At 45.1% G+C, this 17559-nt stretch carries 19 protein-coding genes; 4 read left to right on the top strand and 15 right to left on the bottom strand.

Annotated elements, in window-relative coordinates; all coding sequences use genetic code 11:
- Positions 1 to 1373 precede the first annotated feature (1373 nt).
- Together M3661_RS20120 and M3661_RS20110 are read left to right on the top strand one after the other, a co-directional pair.
- Complete coding sequence (locus M3661_RS20120) at positions 1374 to 2261, top strand: hypothetical protein (protein ID WP_251487946.1); 888 nt, start codon at positions 1374 to 1376, stop codon at positions 2259 to 2261.
- A 688-nt stretch (positions 2262 to 2949) separates the two neighbouring features.
- Positions 2950 to 3360 (top strand): hypothetical protein, encoded by a 411-nt coding sequence (locus tag M3661_RS20110; RefSeq protein WP_251487940.1) that lies wholly within the window; start codon positions 2950 to 2952, stop codon positions 3358 to 3360.
- A 342-nt stretch (positions 3361 to 3702) separates the two neighbouring features.
- Here M3661_RS20110 and M3661_RS20105 read toward each other — a convergent pair whose 3' ends face one another.
- Entirely contained in the window at positions 3703 to 3822 is a 120-nt protein-coding gene (locus M3661_RS20105; protein ID WP_251487938.1) for a YjcZ family sporulation protein, read from the bottom strand.
- A 250-nt stretch (positions 3823 to 4072) separates the two neighbouring features.
- Between M3661_RS20105 and M3661_RS20100 the strand changes: the two genes are divergently transcribed.
- Together M3661_RS20100 and M3661_RS20095 are read left to right on the top strand one after the other, a co-directional pair.
- Positions 4073 to 4351 (top strand): hypothetical protein, encoded by a 279-nt coding sequence (locus tag M3661_RS20100; protein WP_251487936.1) that lies wholly within the window; start codon positions 4073 to 4075, stop codon positions 4349 to 4351.
- Positions 4341 to 5234 (top strand): ComEC/Rec2 family competence protein, encoded by an 894-nt coding sequence (locus M3661_RS20095; RefSeq protein WP_251487934.1) that lies wholly within the window; start codon positions 4341 to 4343, stop codon positions 5232 to 5234. The genes M3661_RS20100 and M3661_RS20095 overlap by 11 nt, the downstream gene beginning before the upstream one ends.
- A 109-nt stretch (positions 5235 to 5343) precedes the next feature.
- On the opposite strand, the gene M3661_RS20090 is transcribed toward M3661_RS20095, so the two are convergent.
- From M3661_RS20090 to M3661_RS20020, 14 genes are all read right to left on the bottom strand, one after another.
- The gene (locus M3661_RS20090; RefSeq protein ID WP_251487933.1) at positions 5344 to 5793 is read right to left on the bottom strand and encodes a hypothetical protein; all 450 of its coding nucleotides are present in this window, start codon (positions 5791 to 5793) and stop codon (positions 5344 to 5346) included.
- A 99-nt stretch (positions 5794 to 5892) separates the two neighbouring features.
- Positions 5893 to 7122, bottom strand: coding sequence for a glucosaminidase domain-containing protein (locus M3661_RS30825; RefSeq protein ID WP_397376535.1), 1230 nt, complete (start codon positions 7120 to 7122; stop codon positions 5893 to 5895).
- Positions 7115 to 7567 (bottom strand): phage holin family protein, encoded by a 453-nt coding sequence (locus tag M3661_RS20075; RefSeq protein ID WP_251487931.1) that lies wholly within the window; start codon positions 7565 to 7567, stop codon positions 7115 to 7117. The genes M3661_RS30825 and M3661_RS20075 overlap by 8 nt, the downstream gene beginning before the upstream one ends.
- A 120-nt stretch (positions 7568 to 7687) precedes the next feature.
- Positions 7688 to 8026, bottom strand: coding sequence for a hypothetical protein (locus M3661_RS20070; RefSeq protein WP_251487929.1), 339 nt, complete (start codon positions 8024 to 8026; stop codon positions 7688 to 7690).
- Between the two features lie 11 nt (positions 8027 to 8037).
- Complete coding sequence (locus M3661_RS20065) at positions 8038 to 9459, bottom strand: pyocin knob domain-containing protein (RefSeq protein WP_251487927.1); 1422 nt, start codon at positions 9457 to 9459, stop codon at positions 8038 to 8040.
- Complete coding sequence (locus tag M3661_RS20060; protein WP_251487924.1) at positions 9452 to 9760, bottom strand: hypothetical protein; 309 nt, start codon at positions 9758 to 9760, stop codon at positions 9452 to 9454. The genes M3661_RS20065 and M3661_RS20060 overlap by 8 nt, the downstream gene beginning before the upstream one ends.
- A 13-nt stretch (positions 9761 to 9773) precedes the next feature.
- Entirely contained in the window at positions 9774 to 10310 is a 537-nt protein-coding gene (locus M3661_RS20055) for a hypothetical protein (RefSeq protein WP_251487921.1), read from the bottom strand.
- Entirely contained in the window at positions 10307 to 11131 is an 825-nt protein-coding gene (locus tag M3661_RS20050) for a baseplate J/gp47 family protein (RefSeq protein WP_251487919.1), read from the bottom strand. The genes M3661_RS20055 and M3661_RS20050 overlap by 4 nt, the downstream gene beginning before the upstream one ends.
- The gene (locus M3661_RS20045) at positions 11131 to 11568 is read right to left on the bottom strand and encodes a DUF2634 domain-containing protein (protein WP_251487916.1); all 438 of its coding nucleotides are present in this window, start codon (positions 11566 to 11568) and stop codon (positions 11131 to 11133) included. The genes M3661_RS20050 and M3661_RS20045 overlap by 1 nt, the downstream gene beginning before the upstream one ends.
- On the bottom strand, positions 11558 to 11914 hold the full coding sequence (locus M3661_RS20040) for a DUF2577 domain-containing protein (protein WP_251487913.1): 357 nt from the start codon (positions 11912 to 11914) through the stop codon (positions 11558 to 11560). Before M3661_RS20040 ends, M3661_RS20045 begins: the two co-directional genes overlap by 11 nt.
- A 2-nt stretch (positions 11915 to 11916) precedes the next feature.
- On the bottom strand, positions 11917 to 12894 hold the full coding sequence (locus M3661_RS20035) for an XkdQ/YqbQ family protein (RefSeq protein WP_251487911.1): 978 nt from the start codon (positions 12892 to 12894) through the stop codon (positions 11917 to 11919).
- A 1-nt stretch (position 12895) separates the two neighbouring features.
- Positions 12896 to 13525 (bottom strand): hypothetical protein, encoded by a 630-nt coding sequence (locus M3661_RS20030; protein WP_251487908.1) that lies wholly within the window; start codon positions 13523 to 13525, stop codon positions 12896 to 12898.
- A gap of 3 nt (positions 13526 to 13528) precedes the next feature.
- Positions 13529 to 16993, bottom strand: coding sequence for a phage tail tape measure protein (locus M3661_RS20025; RefSeq protein WP_251487905.1), 3465 nt, complete (start codon positions 16991 to 16993; stop codon positions 13529 to 13531).
- Positions 16994 to 17139: 146 nt separating this feature from the next.
- A complete protein-coding gene (locus tag M3661_RS20020) occupies positions 17140 to 17550 on the bottom strand; it encodes a hypothetical protein (RefSeq protein ID WP_251487902.1) in 411 nt (136 codons plus the stop codon).
- Between the last annotated feature and the right edge of the window lie 9 nt (positions 17551 to 17559).

The raw sequence follows: 17559 nt of genomic DNA, 5'->3' as shown, positions 1-17559 counted from the left end.
TGAACGAAGCATTCTTGAACACCTTCCCGATCTCATTTATTACCGTAATTATACAACATTAACGCGGTGTCGTGTTGAAATAAATGAATATAAAAATAGCTGTCGAGACTTTCTCGACAGCCTGAGGCTGCCAATACGGCAGCCTATTTCTTGTATCAAATCCATTTACAGTATGGATGCTTTTTACCGACTATCTAAGATGGACTAATTTCGGTGGAGGATATCATCTCTCCTCACGGATCTTTTCCATTTTTAATGATCATTACTTTTGTATTGTCACTATTCGTTTAAGACCGCCCCAATTCGTGACACATCCTCCGGCAGCTTCTACCACTTCGCGGACTGGCGCATATGCGATACTACCCACTTTATGACAGCCCACTATCACCTTTCTGCCGATGCACCCATGGTTCCCCTGCTGCGGGCTTGTCCACGGGAACCGGCTGCCAACGTTCGCAGTCGTTTAAGCTTCCATTCCCGTGGCTATTAAATGAAATCTGCTTATATCGGCGGATAGGCACGGAATACCAGAACTCGCGGTCGGATTTTTTGCATAAATAACCGGAGGGAATCGTGAGGAAATGACGAAATATCGATTCTTATAGCCCACCAACGTGAGATGACGTTAAAAATTACCGTTTGCCCTATAGTTGAGCATAATAACTTTTAATACTATGCCTTCCATCGTATCCTGAAGGATTTAGCTTTCTTTTCCTTCCTATGGGCCCATCGAACAGTACGTCACTGACTAGATCTCCTATAACAATAAAATTAATCGGATCTCTATTCACATGTCTTGCCAAACATGCAGGAGGCAGTTCTACGCAGTATTGGCGATTCGATTACTGGCACGAAAATAGAGACTGAAAATCCACTTTATCTGGATAAAGGGTAGATGAATGGTAGATGAAGCACTTGAAAAAGGGAAAAGCGCGGCCTCCGATTGCTCGGAAACCGCGCCGTTATCGACATTACATGGTGCTGGAGAAGGGAATTGAACCCCCGACCCACGCATTACGAATGCGTTACCTAGTAGTTCCGCATGGTTCCGCAACGATCCAAAAGCATCAATATACCTAATTAGCCTGTGATTATAGTTCCGGTTGGTTCCCTTTGGTTCCGTGGGATGTTAGAAGTTTTGTTAGAAGTTTTGTTAGAAGATTTCCATAAGACAAAAAGGAGATCCAGAACAATAACTGGATCTCCTTTACTATGGTTTTGCTGTTGCATAAAGCCAAAAGCCTTGGAAGTAATCCGAGGCTTTTCTTAATTCTTAAACTCAAATATGATTTTTGACAGTAATTACATAGTTATAAATGGCTAATAATGGTACAATATGCCCAGATATTCAGCTTTAGGGAGGCGATATATTTATGACTATTACAAAAACCAAGAAACCGGTATATAAACGATGGTGGTTTATATTATTGGCTATATTTATTGCGTCTGCAGCAATAGGGGCAGCTTTAGATGATGGCAAAAAGACTGTCGCGCCAGTATCACCTGTTTCCCCAGCCACCACAACCTCGGTGGATAAGAGTATCAACAAGGAAACAACCAAAGATATTAATGTTGAATTAAGTATTATCGAGAATGTGACAGCTGGCAAAGTCTCATTATCCGGAACCACCAATCTTCCAGATGGAACAGGTCTTATGATCACAGTATCCAATGAAAATGGATTTCGGGCTCAATCGTCTACCGTAGTCACTAGCAATGAATTTATTACGGAAGAGTTCTCCAACAACGGACAAGCTTTGGAATCTGGTGCATACAATGTAGATGTTACAATGCCTATTGCTTCTGTTCAACCTGACGCTGTAAAAAAAATCATCGGAGAGAACTCTGAAAATTTAAAAGGTGATTTAGTAAAGGAAGGCGACTTGGGGAAAACCGTTAATTACTCCAAATCAATTATAGTTGAAGGGGCTACAAAAGTTGATCACAGTGCAATGATCAAAGAGTACAAAAATAAAATCATCGAATCATATAAAGCAATTAAGGATACATATGGAAGTCACTCGGAATCGTTTGATGCAGCTGGGTGGTCTAAATTCGCTCGTGAGTTTAGAGAAAGTGTAGGGAATTTAAGAAATGAAATAGAAGAATCTAAACTCAATCAAAGTGATAAAATCGTATTGAGTCCTGCATGTGCCGACTTAGAAATGTTACTTACTGCATATGCCGCTTCATTACAGGGGCGTGGCGATGATACAGAAATTAAAAGGTTAAAGACACAAATTGAAGAAGCAATAAAATAACATTATGAAGCCTCGGACTAATCCGGGGCTTTTCTTGTTCAACTATACACAGGCTTCTTACACCGTGTACACATATATACCCCGTCTATCCAACGGCCACGCATTGCGGCCATACAGTTACAAAGGTATAGTGACTTCCCTTGCTTTATAGGAACCGGTTTACTCCGTAATTCCTCTCTCCAGTCCTTCATGCTGTTCTCCCCTTCACAGGTCGCCAGGATAAGATACGTTCGATTCTAAACGGTCGCCAAGCCTTAGCCTTCATGCAGGTGGCATGAATTACTCCGTCTCTTACTCTACGCACTACAATTCGCCTCTGTGTGATTGTTCCTTTTCGATCCTCATAAATGATCTCGATCTCCTTACCAACATAGTGATCCAGATACATGCTCATCATCTCCATAAGAACGTTTGTTCTTATTATAATGCGAACATTTGTTTTCTTTCAATACGAAAAAAGAACCAAGGTACTACACCTTAGTTTCTTACTGATACCCAACTTGTTTGAGGAATTGAAGAAATATAACAGTTATTTACTACTTATATTTAGCCTTATTAATAGTGAAGTAAAATAGTTCAAAAGAACTGTACTTTTCTCATAAATTGGTAAAATACACCTAATTACTATTTATCCATATCATGGTAAATTACTGTAGTAATTAAATTATTTCTTGGTGAGGTGAATTTTATGAAGAAAAGTTTGAAACCCGTTTTATCTATCCTTATGTGCACATCTTTGCTCCTTAGCTCCGCAGGCGCTGTATTTGCTGCAACACAAAATCCAAATGCGACAGTGTTTTTAGGGACTTACGAAAACATCTCTTCCGGGAACGGCTGGTTAAGCCAGGGATGTAAAGCAACTCAGACAACAATGAAATTAACAGTAAGTAACGATTCAGGTGAAGGCAACTTTAGTGTGCAAAGAAGAACCAGCCCAGATGCACTTTGGTGGGATTTAGATGATAATATTACACGTCTGAATGGAAAAGAAACCCTTACCCGGTCCTTATCCACCACCATTGGTTACGAATATAGAATTAATATTCGCAAACCTCTTTTAGCTAACGGTTCACCAAAAGGTGCAGTATATTGTGATTGATCTGGAATTGGAATGACAAGTTGGATATCTTTATTTTATCTTTACTTTCAAAAGAGTTTATCAATACTCTTTTTTCTCAACTTTGGCTGATTTTTCAAAACCATAATACCTACATATGCTGTCAGCAGCGATGGAATAGATAAACAACAAGTCATAATCTTACTGAAAATGACAGTAAACAATGAATTTCAGGTAGTTAAGAAAAAAATTAAAGAGTCGCAGGGATGCCTTCCCATACGACTCTTTTTCGCGTGGTAAGTACCACGAATTTCCAGTATATCAAACATCATCTCAGCGTTAAAGAGGTTAAAGAGGTGGGCTGTGGAAGTAATCGATTAGATACTAAAAAATTAATGAACGAGAAATGATAACCAACAAAATGAACAAGACCAAGATTACACCAATGGAAGTAAAGCCACCAAAACCACATGAACCACCGAATCCTCCAAGAACTTCTCCCATATGAGATCCCTCCTTTCGATTAGGTACATCCATATAGTATTAAAATTACTTAGTGTGTGGCTCAGCTATGCCCTATGCATGTGAAAAATATGTGATGAATTTCCCCGCCTGACGGTGGCCTGATGGATACAAGCCGAAACCTAGCCCTTCGGGGCGATGGTCGCGGATATCTGCAAATGAAGGATAAATAATCCGCCGTGTTTAATATAATCTAATTGGTAATTGTATCATCTAAGAAAGGTGTGTTTATATGGACTTGCACTATAAAGGTGTAAACAGTCGCGGTCGCGCGGAATGGTTTGAACGTGATCTCGCACGTTCTCATTGTCCGGAAGGATTGGTAATGGAGGAATGGCAGGTAGATCAATACAAACCGTTTGTAGAAGGTATTATGGCCTGTATTGGCCGCGATCTCACAAAGGATGAACTTAGCACGATTGCTTGGTTAGCTGGATACGAACAAAGTACGATTGACAATATCATGAGCCTTATTAAATCCGCCAATATGCGAGGTAAAAGTGAGAAATAGAATATACATATACGGACTAATCCTAGTTATTCTTATGGCCGGCTGCACATCTCCAAATCGAGGTATAACAACTGTCAGCACCAAGGAAACGTTAGCACCTCAGGCACCAAAGCAGCAGCCAACCGGCACGCTACAGGTATATTATTTAGACGTTGGGCAGGGAGATTCAACCCTAATTCGCACGCCAAACGGGCAGAATGTGTTGATCGATGGAGGCACCAATGGTCAAGGTGAGAACGTGGTCAACTATTTGAAACAGTACGGGGTGAAGGAACTTGAAGCAGTCATAGCCACTCACCCTGACGCCGATCATATCGGTGGACTGGATACGGTGATCGATGCAATACCAGTTAAGTCCGTATATGCGCCTAGAGTGTCGCACACAACAAAGACGTATAAAGATTTCTTGATGGCTGTAAAAAATCGCGGGCTGAAAATCAAGGCGGCGAAGGCAGGGCTTGAGTTGCCACTAGATGGAGTTACGGCTGAGTTCCTTGCTCCAGTCGGAGACTACGGGAAGGACTTGAATGCATGGAGCGCAGTTCTTAAGGTTACATACAAAAATACATCGTACTTATTCTCAGGGGACGCTGAGCGTAAAAGCGAAACCGACATGGTCAACAGCGGTGCGAATTTAAAAGCAGATGTATACAAAGTCGGGCATCACGGATCGGATACGTCTACGTCAGCCGAGTTCCTAAAAGCCATTCATCCAACGTATGCGGTAATCAGCGTTGGCAAGGATAACAAATATGGGCACCCAAAAGATGTGGTAATGGATAGATTAAACGAGGCAAGAGTAAAGGTCTTTCGAACCGATGAGCAAGGCACTATCGTCTCAACGAGTAACGGGAATACGATCACATTTGAGACAGAAAGATAAACAGCAACAAGAGCCGTGTGAATCCCGCGGCTCTTGTTGCTGTTTATAAACTGCGTCCAGAACACTCGTCTAAAAAACAGGGTTTCTCGACAAGTTGATAATGATTAATTTAATATTTGGCGTATACCGTTAAAGAACCACTTATTGTGCCTGTGTCTGACTTCTCTCTTTGTATTGTTACTGCATATCTCCCCTTGCCAACTCCATTCCATGTGCCTACATAGGTAGGTTGATCGGGATGATACGTAAATGATTGTGAGCCCTGTGATACAGGTTTACCAATAGAGTCACTAAATTTCAATAAAGTAATTGTATAAGTACCTTTATCCTTCGAGTAATCTTTAGATGCATATGCATTAACTTGAATATTCTTACCATCAGATTCAAAGTACTTTGTTGTTACCCCTCCTTGATCCAGGCCATAGAATTCATTAGGACCATAGATCATTTTCTCGTCAACTGCTGCACCTACTGAAGCAACGCCAAGAGAGAAAACAAGAACCATTAAAAACAAAACCTTAAAGAACTGATTATTTCTTAACATAAGCACTGGTTTCATTTAATCACTTTCCTTTCTTGATATAGTATATATATCTATCATTATATTACCTCGATAGGTTAAAATTGTAAATACATTGATATAAATGTATTTAGTTATCTATTTTTGAATAGTGACCGCACGTTTCAGCCCGTCCCATGCCGCCACACGACCGCCTGCAGCTTCAACCACTTCGCGGACAGGCGCAATGGCTCGTCCATTTACAACCTGTACCCCAACAATCTTCTTCCCGTTTACCGTCGCTATTTTCTTGATGTTGTCCCATACAAGTTTTGCACCTAGTGCTTCGGCCATGTCTCGTATCGGCACTGTGACAAGCCCGTTCAGGAATGTACCATCGGCAATTTTCTTGCCGTTAAGCTCTACTGTAGCTTTTTCAACCTTGCCCATTTGATCGTACTTATCTAGCTTGTGCTGCTCAATTAAATCAATAAGCAATTTGGGATACTCAGGTGAAGTTGCGTATTCTGCTTTCCATACCTCAACACATGCAGTTTTGTAATCCGCATTGAGAACCTTATGGTATCTCTTTGGGTCGTCCGTGGTGCCGTTGACAAGTAACTTGGAATGATCCCCAATGCTCTCAGCCCAGTTGTGATACACCCTGAAATTAGCAAGTATTTGATACGATGTTCCGTCTGGTCGGTATTCGGTTGTTGGCATCTTTACGCTACCTGCTGGCCCGCTTCCCTTTATACCAAATAGGTTGTTCGCCTTGACCGTCAGTCCACTACCTCCCCACCCGCTTTCGAGTGCAGCTTGTGCAATCGTCAAGGAGGCCGGTACGGCTGTTTTCTTCATATCCTCCACGGCCGCAGGTGCGATCTTTGCAATGAAATCTGTTGGTTTCATCTTGCTTGTCCCCTTCCCTTGTTCAAGATATTTGGATAGATAAGCAGATGGATCGGTATGGCTACCGAATCCAAATGATGGCGTGGCCTTTGTCCGTACTTCATAGTGAAGGTGTGATCCCTTTCCATTAGCAGCGCCATTCCCGTTTGTTCTGCCCGTGTTGCCTTGCTTCCCCACTTCTTGCCCTGCAGCAACCTTTTGGCCGGACTTCACGCTGCAGGAATCCAAATGTGCGTAACAATGCAGTGCGCCGCGCTGGTCTTTTATGGCTACAACATTCCCGAAATTCCCGAATCCAGTTCCAGACTGTCCCATTCTTGCATGGACAACCTCACCGTCAGTAAACGCAAAAATAGGCGCTTTATGCGCCTTAACCAAGTCAATGCCCGTATGTTCTGCTGTTTTGCCATTAATGGGATCTCGTCGACTCCCGAATGGACTTGTTACGGTGAAGCCATAATCTCCCCATTTAATCATCGTTTTCCCCGCCTTTCCCCTTCAGGACTTCTATTGTCTGGCGAATCACCTTCGGAATAGGAACGCCGATACGTCCCCCATTTTCAACAATTGACAACATCTCATTCGCCATATAGAAAAACACGGTTGCATCTCGCAGCATGTGCTGATCGCCGAGAACCGTGTCTGCTTGATGAGCTAATGAGACAATTACAAAAATGAATACTTTCCTAGCGATTCCAACAAGCCCAACCTTGCTTTTCAGCTTCCCCTCTACTCCACCGGCAATAATACCAGTGATGAAGTCAGCTACCGTCATGATTAGCAACACCTGCAACAGCAGCGGCCAACCTCCGAATAAGAATGCCGCCACCCCACCGCTGGCTGCAATGCTACTAGCAAACACAATTTGCTTAGGGCCATACTCACCGACGAGCTGACCAACAAAATCAACAAAGCGATCCATATAAAAAATCCTCCTTTGAAATGGAAATAGCCCCCACGCTGCCATGAGGGCATAATAAAAGCGCCACCTATACGGCATGGCGCTCGTCCTTAATTTGTAAATAGTAAAAAATCTTGAACCTCAGCCGTTTATTTCTGGTGCTGGCGGGTCAACGTATGGATCGACTTCATCGAAGCTTACACTATGCCAGTTCATGTACCTTTGATGAAACCCGAGGTTAGGCTCATCCCATATCCGTTTCAACCCGTAAAACGTCTTATCCATCCAATGTTCTGGGACTTTTTCAGCAATTACTGGCAAATTGTCATAATCAGCTTCAATTTCGTAGTACATCCAACCGTCTGACTCTGGATAATGCTCCTTGTAGAAATTCAACGTGTAATCATTAAAAGCAATCATTTGAACAATGAAACCGTATTTTGTGCTTATCCTGTATACAATAGTCGCAGTATCAGTCATTGACAACCCTCCTATAAGTACATTATTTGGTCCATGTCAAGTTTGTAATCAACTTGGCGATCGGGATTAAATACATCTAACCGAATCTGTATTTGACCACTATTATCCAGCGTACCGACATTTTCCAAACCAGTAGAGAAGCCACTGGGTGTTCCATTTAAGTGATATCCAATGCTACAATACAACTTTCCATCGATTGGTGAATAGGTTATACTCTGTATCACTATTCTAGAAAGTGCATAGTTACTTCCCCTTAAATTTGCAATTGTTGCAATCGTTCCATTCTTGTCTATCAATTGCAACTTTGCCTGAGATGACCAGCCTCCATTTTGTGGGAATGTAACATAAGTGGCTCCCCATGTGTCAGTTGTACGGGTATTGAATAGGATTTGTGTCACTCCTGCTGGTATAGCACCCAATGAAGTGTACATCCATTCATTCACACCATTCATACCAGATGAACCTTCAGCAACGAACCTATCATCTCTTCTTCCATGTAGTGTTCCGATTTTACCATTCAACGTAGGCCAAGAATCATTTATGGACGCCGCTACCGACTTGGAGTTAAGGGCATCCACCGTGCCTTGTTTGGCATTAACTCCAGATTGCTTTACCTGGTCTATTTCCCATAAAATATTGCGACCATTACAATGTATAGCTCCAGCAGAAGCGTTTAACCAAATGTTAGTTTTGGCATTTACTAATGTGTCACCATGGTCTGACACAACCGCTATGTTATTAGGTGCGTTTGGGTCACCCGCCCCAACATAACCTTTTCTTTGATCGCCCACTAAGAATTGTTGGTATACATGAGTGCTGCCGATCAAATTTGCTGCTGGTCCGTCTGATCTAATATCTAGCCATTTACTGAGTCTTAGCACACCGTCAGAATCAAGCTTGGAGGTCGCTCGCCAAGGTTCCCATCCTCTACCCGTTGAATCCTCTGCTTTTGAGCGCGTAAAGGTGACATTATTTAAAACGCATGTATATGACTGAGCCACATAGGCGGTTGTCCCTAGCGTCTCTACACGCAAGATCCCCCAACTGAACCCGCCATCACTCGAAGGTGCATTGGTGTACTCAGATAGGCTCCCCACAAAGAACAGCCCCGGTTCTCGGTACGTGTTGAAATCCTTACTGGTACTCGTCTTAATACTTACGCTATTTTTTTGGAGTGTGTCCAAGTCCGCCTTTTTCGCAGCTCCGATTGCTTCCGGAGTAAGCGACTGCGAAATATTATTAATCGAGTCATGAGCCGCTTGAATACCATCTTCCATGTGATTCAATCGAGCAGATGTAATACGTGTACCTTCCTGCACTAGTTCCCATAAAGGGCGTCCTGTTTGAGGATCCACTTTCTGTTTTCCCGTGCTATCCAGAATGGGCTTGGATAAGTCAGGGATTTCATCTTTCCACTCCTGTTTTTTATACATTCACCTTCACCTCCAACTCAAAGCTTATCAAGAAGCCTTTGTTGCTCTTTGATATTTTCATAGATTGACTAATTAACTCGTTTCCGTCCTTATCTTTTAAGGAGGCTCCAAGAATCGTTTTTCCTATAGCATCAGAATCTTGCACAAAAACATATTTTCGTACAGTTTGACCGGATATGCTCGTGTTATGAATGGGATAACGCTCCATCTTCCCATCAACATTAACAATGGCATGGTCAAATTTATCACTCATATCCTTAATGATGTGATCTATTAAAGCTGGTTTAATAATTACTCCCAAGTTCTATCCCTCCTCACACCGTAGGCATTTCAAGTCCACATATAGGAAAGTCAAAAGTAAAATAATTAGCCTGACCACTTACAACGATCGTTTCTATTTCGGTTTGAACGGACGTAGTTGCTTTACGCACATGCACAGGACGGATATATTCAAAATCTTGATAGAACTTCTTCAGGTCGATGGGTTTCTCCGCTGAAAAATCAAAGCGAATCTCTTTAGCTAAGAAATCCTCTTCAACTCGTATTAATTTCCCATGCTGTTCCCCAATAGCCCGAAGAACTGGAAGTTTGAACGGCTTACTGGCTAATTTCTTTTTTCGAATTGCTTCACGCCGTTGAGCATCGGCACCTGATTGCATGGCTTGGAAGTAGATCCACTCCCAAACTAAAAGTGCCCATGTTGCATGCTGCAGCAAGAACTGATTGCCCAGGTCATCGATCGTTTTTTCTCGACCGTCCATTTCCTCCTCCATAACCGAAAAATGGCGGTCGGCCATGTCTATCTCATACCAGTATGGCGGCAGCGCCTGTCGGTATTTCAATGGAATCATGTGAGAATCACCTCAACCTGGAGGACTGATGTCGTAGGGATCTCGACATCCTTCTCATCACCGTTCAGCTTAAAATCGGAATAGTTTTCAACGCCTGGAACAAGAAGCAACGCAGCAATGTAGTTGTATATAAGTGAAGTTCGTCCATTCGCATAATCGAGCACTCGCTTCCGGATCTGCTCGGCCAATTTCGTGAGTTCTTCGATCGTGGCCAGACGTGCTTCGATTCGTAACGTAAATACTGGTGCCGGATGAACCTCCAAATCATGGCCAGCAATTCGCTTTTCCTCCCACATCATATTCTTAACCTTGGCCGCGAACTCCGGCGTAATCGGCTGACCAGCAAGATCCGTCAAATACAGGTCAATAGAATTATCGTGGCGTTCCTTTTCTCTCGCAATAGCACCACCAACACCCTCAATTTCTTTCGCCCACGTTTCGTAATCCTTCCGCCGACCGCTGCCCTCTTCAGCAAAAGACTGCTCAAGCATTCGCATGCGGAGGGCGTCATCATCTTCACCAGTTTTTCTGGCCACACCATTTGCCCATGCATGAGCATCCAGAAACTCCGAATCAGCCCATATCGGGAACGCTTGTATGAATCCATACGTCCATAGCTCTTGCTGCTCCGCGATTTCTTGCGCGAGGGGATACCAAAGATCATAAAAGTACTCTCCCTCGTCCGTTGGTGGAGGAGGCAGCCCCCTATCCTTAGCCATGTCAATCGCCCGGTTTACCCACCGACGATAGATTTCGTCTGGGGTTTCCTCCAAGATAGGCATAGGCGGAAGCTTCGGTAAGTCGGTCAATTTTATGCTCATCAGATTGTCTCCTCCATTACCGCGGTTCCAGATACTCCGGTCAGTTTAATTCGAAGGTGCATGTCCTGACTGTCTCGAGTCATAGATAGTACCTCTGCTTGCTGTATTTCTACATGGGCAGTTAGTGCTTCTTCGATATCCCGCTGAATCTCAATATCTTCCCATGCCGGCCATTCAGATTTCTGTACGCCGATATCCTCACCATATACGGTATATTGAAATCGCTCAGTATTGAGGATCTTCATGGTGGTCTGGATCAAATATTCTTCATAGGTTCTGGTCTTTCGCGGCAACCCTTCATCTGTAAGGATCGCACATCGATTTCGGTAGTCAATCATGTACGTCCATTTCGTCTCCGATGGCACGGTTTCCGTCAGTTCAACCTCATCGATATCTGATAGATCCATCTCAGGAAATAGTGTTCCTTCATCCACCACTGCCGCTCACATCCTTCCCATGCACATAGTACCGCTGCCCGGTCAATCGCGACACAATGACACGATCGCCCGACTTCAGAGGACTAGGAATGACGAAGCTGCCGGTCAACGTTGTTCCTGCTACTTCCTTCGGCCCCGTTTCAACCTCGATTTTTACTTTCTCGATACGGCGTTCAAGCAGATACTCCGCAAATACAAGCTTGCCAGCCTCGTAAGGCACTTCATCGCCGTCAACCTGCACCTTCGGATTAACTGGCCATGCCAGTAGTGTCCCCCGCTCTGCATCGCGTGCATCGATATGATCCGTTGTCTTCTGGCGCATCAGTTTCAAGGCCTCGCTCAGCACGTTCATTCCCTCCTTTCCAGTTCCATCTTGACCACATACATACCGTTTTTCACGCTTGTTTGGGCACTCTCCACGATCCATTTAGATACATGATCCGTTTTTAACATTACAAGCCATCCAGCCCGCAACTTCGCAAGGGAATGGTCTTCATGCCTTACGGTTATTTTTTTGAGTTGCTTTGGCTTCGATAGGCTTTTCAGACGCTGCTCTGCCACCGTGGCCGGCTTCTCGTCTTCGCCTACCTCTATTATTTCCTCCATGCGACCAAGGCTTTTAATAGCTCCGGGGTCGCTCTTTGTTGCAGCGACAGATACCTTGTCATCCTTCCACTTCTGAGCTGTTACCACCGTATATGTATCCTCGATCGTATATCCGGCAGAGCTGGATTCTATCTGTTCAGGCACGAAAATAGGTACGCGGGTATTCGTCCCCTCCCGCCCAACTTGAAAATAAAAGCTTTGATCAGTTCGAACAACATCTACGTAAAAATGATAGCCGGTACGTTCATATGCTTTTTGCAACACGTCGATTATTATGTCTGAGTGCGTCATCGTACCGTATCGTTCATCCAGATTAAACCCGAGTTTAGGACACCTGAAATCAACGCCTGCCGTCTTTATGTACCGTTGCAGCTCGCTGCCAGCTTCCCCCTTTAGGTAAGGCCGGGTGCCTTTGTTCTTTGTCAGGTACCACCCGACATCGCGAGCTTCAATCTCCCAATCGGTTGTAAACTCGTCCACCTCATACCGAATGATTGGGCCATGGAAAAACTGGTTCGCTGCATTCAATTTCAACTCAGCGCCTTGCTGCGCAAAGCACATCAACATTCCCGCTACCTTGATCTCAGATGCACCTCGGAGCCGCACGCTCATGCTCCGACATATCTCAGACCTATAGGAACTCCAAGAAAGCTCGGTTATCGCGTCTGTAAGGATTTGACGAGCCTTCTCCTTTCCATACAAAACCGCGATGCCCTTCATTCTATTTCCCGCCTTTCACGTTGTTGTTTTTGTCCGCTATTCTCTCTTTTTGTGCAATATAATCAAAGTCTCCCTTTGCGTTTGCATCCTTCTTCTTATCTTTGTCCTTCCCTTTACTGTCCTTCTTATTTTTCTTATCCTTTTTCCCTGTCGTATTCGGACGGCTTTTCGAAGCCTTCGTAATGATCGTACCGGGCTTAAGAAGCTGTTTAGAATTGCTGTACGAAACAATCTTAACCGGCTTATGCTCCACCAAAGAAATAGACACATGTAGGTTCCCTTGACCGTCTTTATATGTGCCCTCCATGCTCTCAAGCAGCATGGTCTGGGAAATGAGATTTTCAAAATTAAATACAACCGGCTTTCCTTTCCATTGTTCTAGCAGCTTCCACGTTATCTCTGGTGTTTTATATGTGACTGTTTGCTTCTTATCCTTTTCCCAGATGTTCTCCCACTTACGCGGGAGTATGGCAGAAAAAGAGACCCGCTTCACTTTGGAAACGGGTCTACCTGTGCGTTCTTCTCCAGTTATAACGCTGAATGCATCAACCGTATTCCCCGCTGAGACTGTTATTTCTGCGGGGGTGATAGGAAAGGTCATACGGATTTTACCTTGCGATAGTGCTAGCATGACCTAGCCCCCATTCTCAATCGCTTTGTACAACTCTTCGCCAAATACTTTTCTAACCAATGCCCGACCTTCTGAGCTGGTCAGCATTTTCGCAAATTCCGTGAAATTGGTGACGTTCTTAGCCATCTCACCGAAATCGAAGGTTACATTTTGAATCATCACTTGAGCTGCAGTAACTTTCCCTGCTCCTTGGCTAAGTGTATTTGCTGACGAAATGCCTGAAGTGCTGCCCGGCATGGTTTGCGTCATCGGCGGGCGCAGTGCCCCCGCGATCATATTTGCGCGATCGCGAATTGGACGAGCATCCAGTCCGTCGGCAAACATCGAAACGAAGTTGCCAGCCCATCGATCGGACTTACTGGCTGGCCCTTCTTTCGTAGGAGAATGGAAGCCAAGAAAGTTCTTAATTACTCCTGCTGCTTCACTGACCGCCGTAGTAAGGGATGGGAATTTGCTTCTGATACCTGAAGTCATCATCGAGATTAAGTTACTTCCCCAACTGCTGCTCTGGCTTACGACAGATTGGATAGAAGACAGATGTTGCTTTGTTTCGTCCGCTGCCGTCTTAGCCGATGCACCTACCCCTGCCATGCCTTGTTTAGCATTAGCTGTACCTTGAACGATGAGGTCTGTACTGCTCTTAGTTGTATTGCCGAGCTCCTTGGACTTGGCAGCAGACTGTTGCGCTGCTATGCCTACTTCATCGACGCCCTGCTTCGCCTTCTGGCTGTCCCCGCCCTTCCACATACTAGAGAAGGTCGTGGAAAGGTGCTTTCCAATGCTTTCAAATCCCTGAATTGTGTTTTTCACTTCTGGCTGATCCATCACACCAGAAAAAGCTTCTTTCCATCCTTTTTCTTTCAGCGTTGAAGTGAATTGAGAAGCTACTTCCTCGATTCTCTTTTTTGCATCTGGCGTTATATTACCGAAAGTAATCTCAGCTTTCGGTGGCGGTGGTGGAGGTTCCGGTGGTTTCGATTCCGTAATCCCGATCCAGTCCGTAAAATCTCCAAAAGCGCCCGAGATCGAATCAGCAGCACTGCTCGTCCAAGACACTACTGTATCCTTAACTGCAATCGCGCTGTCTACAACTTTCCGAGTCAGACCGCTAGAATCAGCCCAGCTGCCTAGCTTCTCGCCCACATAGTTACCGATGCTGGCACCTACCATCGATCCAACAGGGCCAGCAATTGAGCCTACAGCACCCAAGATTGCACCGCCTGCTATTCCACCCACGGCTGCTCCACCTTGCGTCGATGCAGCTTCTCTCCAACCGACATCCTTCGCGGTTTCATACATGTTGTATGCACCAATTCCAGCGCTAGTAACTGCACCTAGAATTCCTGCGCTTCTTGCAAGTCCTTTAGTAGACGTAAATAATCCAGAGTCTTTCATACGCCCTAAAAATCCACGTTTTGGAGGCGCTGGATCTAGAATCGGGTCAGGACGTGGCGCACGCTGCACGCGGATTGGTTCATTACTCCGAGAACCATTCCCTCCAAACGTTTCCCTCGATCCAGGGAATCTAGATCCACGACCGCCACCTCTCCCGCCGCCGCTTCCCCTTCCTCTCCGACCGCTGCCTCGGCCATCCACATCGCCAATACCGCCGCCGTTACCACCGAGCGGTCCGTTGACGAACACATGGGATGCCTGAATAGTCATTGAAGAGAACGAGCGCACGGAGTCAAAGACGTCAGTTGCTCTTGAGCCTCGCCTATTTTGAAATCTAGTAAGTTGCCTTCCTCTGAGACGATCTGCAGGTGTCGGAACGGGCGGTGGTGGTTCCGTTTTCCTGCGCACACGTTCCCATACTGAACGTCCACCAGAAGCAACTTGTCTACGGGCATTCATCCCAAAGTTACCGATGTCCTTAACGAATTTCCAAGTTCCCTTTGAGAAGTCCACACCTTTCTTCAACAGAAATCCGCCAGCAATAGTCCCCAGTATCCCGTTAATCAAATTAAAGTGTTCTTTATAAAATTTGGTCAATCCTGAGATAAAACCGGACACCTCTTTACCTAAGCTTTGAATATTATCTTTGTTTTCAGTTAGTAATGAATTGAACTCTTTTAACATCGGAAGCGCGGCAGTCGATATGTTCGAACCAATTTCCTGCATCTGAAGATCCATCTGCCGCCTAGTTTCGATCATATCCTGCATTGGATTCGCAGCCAGTTGAGTCTGAACCATTCTATCCGTGGTTCCGGCGATATCGCTAGGTGCTTTATCAAATGCGGTTCCAAAGTTCTTTATTGCAGCAATACCGTTGTCCTCAGCCGTTGCCGAACCGAGCATAACGAGTGATTGTTTCAAGTCATTCGGAGATTGGCTGGAAAGGTCTCCGAGCAGGGCCATGAGCGCCCCTTTCATTCGTTGGTCGTTCCCTGAGTTAATGTCCCCGGTAAACGCCTCCGCCTGACGCTCCGCTTCCGCTTTCCCTGAACCACGCTGTTCGAAGTACTTTGCCATGTCGCCGCTATCCAAGGCTTTAACCCCGAAAACTTCCTTGAAGAAGTCGGCGGGCTTGTCAAAGTTGAAGCTGCCTTCTTCAACACTGCGGACGAGGAAATTCGACATTTGAGCAGATGATGCCCCGGTATTTTTGAAATAACCCGAATACTCCCAAAAGGTATCGTAAAGATCCTGCTGACGGTCACCAACCCTCTTATAAGCGTACATCATGCTATCAGCAACTGACTGATAGCTTTCTTTGAACGTATCCGCCGATTGAGCCAACGCTCGGTGAATTTCTTCTGAGCTGGCGTCAGGCGTGATTGTCTGCATTTTTGCAGATTGAGTTACGAAATCGCTTATTTGGGACTTGTCCTTTACAAGCGGAGCTGCGTTGGCCAACTGGTTGGCACCCTCTGACCGAGATGAAATCATCCCTTTCTTATACAGCTCGTCCACTGCACCTAAACCCTGAGCACGTTCTGTAGGCGATAGGAGAGCTGCGCTTCGTGCTGCAGCAGTATGATAATCCATCACACCGCCGAACATCGCGTCATTTACCCCACTGCCTAAGATAAGTGTGCCAGCAGTAGCAGCAATAGCTCCTATTTTCGACGAGATTCCATCTAGTACTGGACTGACATCATCACGTGCGCGTAAATGGACACGAGCATCACTCATGCCTCTGATTTCGCCTTCTGCACGATTTACAGATGAACGCAAATCGTCGGCACCGCGCCGAGCCCTACGGAACAGGTCATCTACATGCGTATTGCCGAGGCGGCGCGTTTCATCCCGGACATCGTTTACCCGTCTGCCTAGGTCTTCTGCCGTCTCTCGTGCACGACGACCACCCGATACAAAATCATCGAACATATTCCCTGATGCTCGTCTGAAATCCCACAGATCATCTGTCGCACTCTGGATCATGCTGCGCATGTTACGTACAGCGCCGGATATAAGATCCTTGGCTTCAAATGGAACCGTCACTCGTGCTGTAGCTATAATATCCACCCCCTTCCCGCTCTATTTTCTTTGTTTCTCCCTTTCCTGCTCTGCGATCATGCTGGCCGCAAGGCAGAAATAATATTGTCGTTCCTTGTCAACGTCATAAGGCAAGACTTCTGCTGGCAGCCGCTTCTGATTAATCCAAAAAGATGCTACCCAGCTTGCTTCTCCGTCTTGCCGGATGAGTTTTTTGCTTCTTTCAACAGTGCATCCTTGGTATCCTGAAAGTTACGGACCGCTTTACTTAGTGCTGCATAATCGTCTGGATTATCCAGCAATCGCGGTGGCAGTTCAAATTTTTCTGTGCAATTGAAAGCCTTGAGCAATTCGAGATCGTTCCAGTTGAAGTCATGCTCCGTTGCCTTTACGATCATGACATCAATCTCGTTGTATGTGCCCTTTGAATCCCCGTGTTCATCGTAGGCTAATTCATATGACCGGCGAACATCAATTGTAGTCAGTCGTCTCACAGACCATTCCTCACCGTCGGCTGGAACATTGATAAAATCGCCTTTGTGGCCACTCTTACCTTTATCGAGATATCTCTGCAGTTTATCAGCCATATTATTCTC

Origin of the sequence: Paenibacillus sp. MER 180, assembly GCF_023713665.1 — a bacterium.
Lineage (GTDB): Bacteria > Bacillota > Bacilli > Paenibacillales > Paenibacillaceae > Paenibacillus_B > Paenibacillus_B suaedae.
This window is presented reverse-complemented; position numbering and strand designations above follow the sequence as displayed.